Source organism: Rhizobacter sp. P3_B12, from assembly GCF_056402895.1.
The window spans coordinates 1-3,319 of the sequence record NZ_JBFUGN010000693.1; the positions used below are offsets into that span (position 1 = coordinate 1).

At 69.1% G+C, this 3,319-nt stretch carries 2 protein-coding genes; both read right to left on the reverse strand.

Translation table 11 applies throughout. The features are described 5' to 3' along the window. The coding region (locus AC1D01_RS26310) for an InlB B-repeat-containing protein (RefSeq protein WP_477871617.1) at positions 1-719 on the reverse strand (719 nt) is incomplete at its 3' end. Positions 720-1,173: 454 nt separating this feature from the next. Beyond that, a partial coding sequence (locus AC1D01_RS26315; protein ID WP_477871619.1) for an exo-alpha-sialidase occupies positions 1,174-3,319 on the reverse strand: 2,146 nt, incomplete at its 5' end.

Genomic DNA, 3,319 nt, shown 5'->3' on the forward strand with positions numbered 1-3,319 from the left:
ATGGTCTTGAAGGCCCTGAAGTCGGCGGGCGCCCAACCGTCGTAGTCGCGCAGCAGTTCGCCCAGCACGCACAGCTGGTAGCCCTGAATGCCGGCGACGAGGAAGCCGTCGAAGTACCCGTCCAGGCTCTTGAGCGTGCCCGACCAGGCGTTGAGGATCTGCACCGCAGCATCCGCGTATTCCCGGCGCCCGGTCATCTTCCACATGTAGACGTAGCTCTGGGCCGCGTTGATGTCCCACCACAGGTACTGCGCGTTCACTGAGCTGCAGCTGTCGCCGCGGCACACCTTCTGCTGCGGGCGCGCGGCGTAGGTGATCCGGGCGCCGGCGTCGAGTTCGGCGGGCGTCGGCGCGAACCCGTGGCTGGCCTGCGTCAGGATCTGGTAGTCGTCGTACACCGGCGCGCTGTGCGCTGCGACGGCGGCCCGCATCCGCGCCAGGTCCGAGGCGGTGCTCAGCAGCCCCGGATGCACGAAGGACTGGATCCTGAAGTCCGCCGCCACGACGAGATCGCGGGACAGGTTGCGGATCGTGCACGTGCCGGCCGCGGCATCGCAGAGCTCGCCGGCGTCGCCGAGCCACCCCGCCAGCCTGAAGTTGGCTGGCGCCGCGGCCGTCAGCGTGATCGTCTCCCCGCGGTTGGCGCACCCGTCGGGCGACGCGATCGCGACCCGGACGCCGCCCGAGTCGCGCGACACGGTCACACTGCCGGCCAGCATCGGCGACGCATGCACGCGGAAGCTGGAGGCCGTGCAAGGCGCCGCGGCGGCCTGGGGAGGCGGCGGGCTGGGGACGGGTGCCGGTGCCGGTGCCGGTGCCGGTGCTGGTGCTGGCGCTGGTGCAGGCGCTGGTGCAGGGGCAGGGGCAGGGGCAGGTGCTGGCGCAGGGGCAGGCGCTGGTGCGCATCCCGCGAGGGTGACCAGCAGCGACACCAGAAGGCTTGCGCGCAGTCGCGGGGACATCGCTGCGCAGCGCGCATGCTCACTGGGCTGAAGACTGCGCGTCATCGGAGTTCCTTTAGCATGAGAAGTGGGTAACCGCCCGGCAAGCGCTGACATCCCTGGGCGTTCGACCTGCGGTCGAGGCGAGCTTGGCGGCGTTGCACCGGCGGTGCTGGGCGCGGTGCTTGGATGCCACTTCGCTACCGGAACTGCCGACTGGGTCGGATTCCGATCAACGGGTGCTTGCCGGAGCGCCGTAGACGATGCCTCGTCCCACCGTGCTCATGTACACCACGCCTTCGGTATTCATGTCGCCCACGACGAACTGGCCGTTGCCGGGACCGCCGAACTGGTGCGCATCGTCGTTGATGCGGATCCAGCTCGCACCGGCATCGGCAGAACGGTAGAGGCCCCGCTTGCCGCCGCCGGCGGCGCCCCAGATGAACACCGTGGGATAGCTCGCGCCGGCGAGTGCCTTGCCAAACCCCACCGCGCTGCAGTAGGTCACGCCGGACAGCTTGCCGAACGAGGCACCGGCGTTGGTAGAGCGCGCCAGGCCGCCGTCTCGCAACGCGACCCACACGTCACCCTCGCGGCCGGGGGCAACGCCCAGCCGCGGAGAGCCGCCGGCGCCGAGCGTTGCAGCGACGGTGAAGCTGGCGCCACTGTCGTTGCTCGTCAGCACGTCGCCGTTGCCGCCGTCGTATGCATAGAACCTGGCGGTTTTCACCGGGTCGGCCACCGGCCGCACGGCACGCCGGCCCAGGCCGGATGCCTCGTTCCACGTCGGGCTTGCGTTGGCAAAGTCGGTCGAGCGGTAGGTGGTGGCGATGCCGCCGGCGGTCATCGTGTGCAGCAGCGTGCCGCCGTCCGCCGACAGCGCGACCACGTTGTCGTTGATCGACGTCGCATTGACCATCGGCACCTGCGTCCAGGTGGCGCCGGTGTCGGCAGAGCGGTACATCTTCTCGCCTCCGACGCGAACGACGGCTGAGGTGTTCACCGCCGCAACCGCCAGCCCGGAGGTGGTGCCGATGCGTGGCGTGTGGATCGGCGCATAGGCGGAGATGTCGGTGTGGCGGTAGCCGTCGTAGTCGCCGATCACTGACAGCAACGGTCCCCCGGGGACGCTCACCAGCCCGAGGGCCACCGTCTCCTCCAGCCCCTTGACGGCAAAGGTCCAAGTGGTCGGCGCCGCATCCAGGTTGGCCGTGCGGAAGATGCCGTTGCCCGAGGTGACCCAGGCGGCCTTGCCGTCGAACGGATCGAGCTCGATGCTGTTCGCCCAATGGATGGAGTTGCCACCCACCCAGTTCACACCGCCGGTGTCGAGGGCGAAGCCGCGGGACACCACATCGGTCCACGCGCTGCCGCCGTTGGTCGTGACGAAGAAATGGTCGCCCCAGGCGGCGCCCTGCTGCATCCAGTTGTTGATGGTGGACACCAGCACCCGCTGCGGGTTCTTGGCGTCGACGGAGACACCGGAGAACGCGCCGGTGGTGCCGGCGGGCGTGACGTTGGTCCAGGTGCCGCCCGCGATGCCGTATTTCCACACCTGGCCGGCATCCATCGGTTCAGGCGGGGTCAGGTTCCTCGAGTCTCCATGTGGGCCGGATCCATTCGCGTAGGTGATGTAGAGGTTTCCATCGCCGGCCAGTGCGGCGCGCTGGGGGAGGAACCCGGCCGGCGCGTTGGCCACGGCGTTGAAGGTGGCGCCGGCGTCGTTGCTGCGGTAGAGGTTCGAGCCTACCGACCCGTAGCGCGACACGCCGACGAAGATGCGCTGTGCCACGCCGTTGGCCACGCTGGAGGGATCCAGGAGCACGAAGCTGACACCGGCTTCGTTGGGGGTGCCGGTCACGGGCAACGCATTCACGCGGGCAAAGCTTGCGCCGGCGTCGACGCTCTTGAACAGGCCGTTGTTGCGGGAGCCGACATAGAGCACGTTGCTGCTGGCCGGATCGACCTGGATCTTTTCGCCGTTGCCGCGCCCCATGCCGTTGCCATTGGCACGGAATTGCGCGCTGACGTCGGTGATGCGCGAGAAGGTTGCGCCGTAGTCGGCGGACCGCATCACCGCCGTCTTTCCGTTGCTGAAGTACGGGGTTCCGGCGAGCACGTAGACCACGGCCGGGTCCTTGGCGTCCAGCGCCATCGATTCCACGCCCATCAAGCCGACGTCGTCTTCCGACAGGCCATCGAGCAACGGCACCCACCGCCCGGTGGCGTTGTCCCAGCGATACGCGCCGCCGACGTCGGTGCGCGCGTAGAACAGGTTCTGCTGCGTCTTGCTCGGGATCACGGCCGTCACGAACCCTCCGCCGCCGATCGCGACATTGCCCCAGCGATAGGACTGGGTCTGGCCGCCCGGAGGCGCG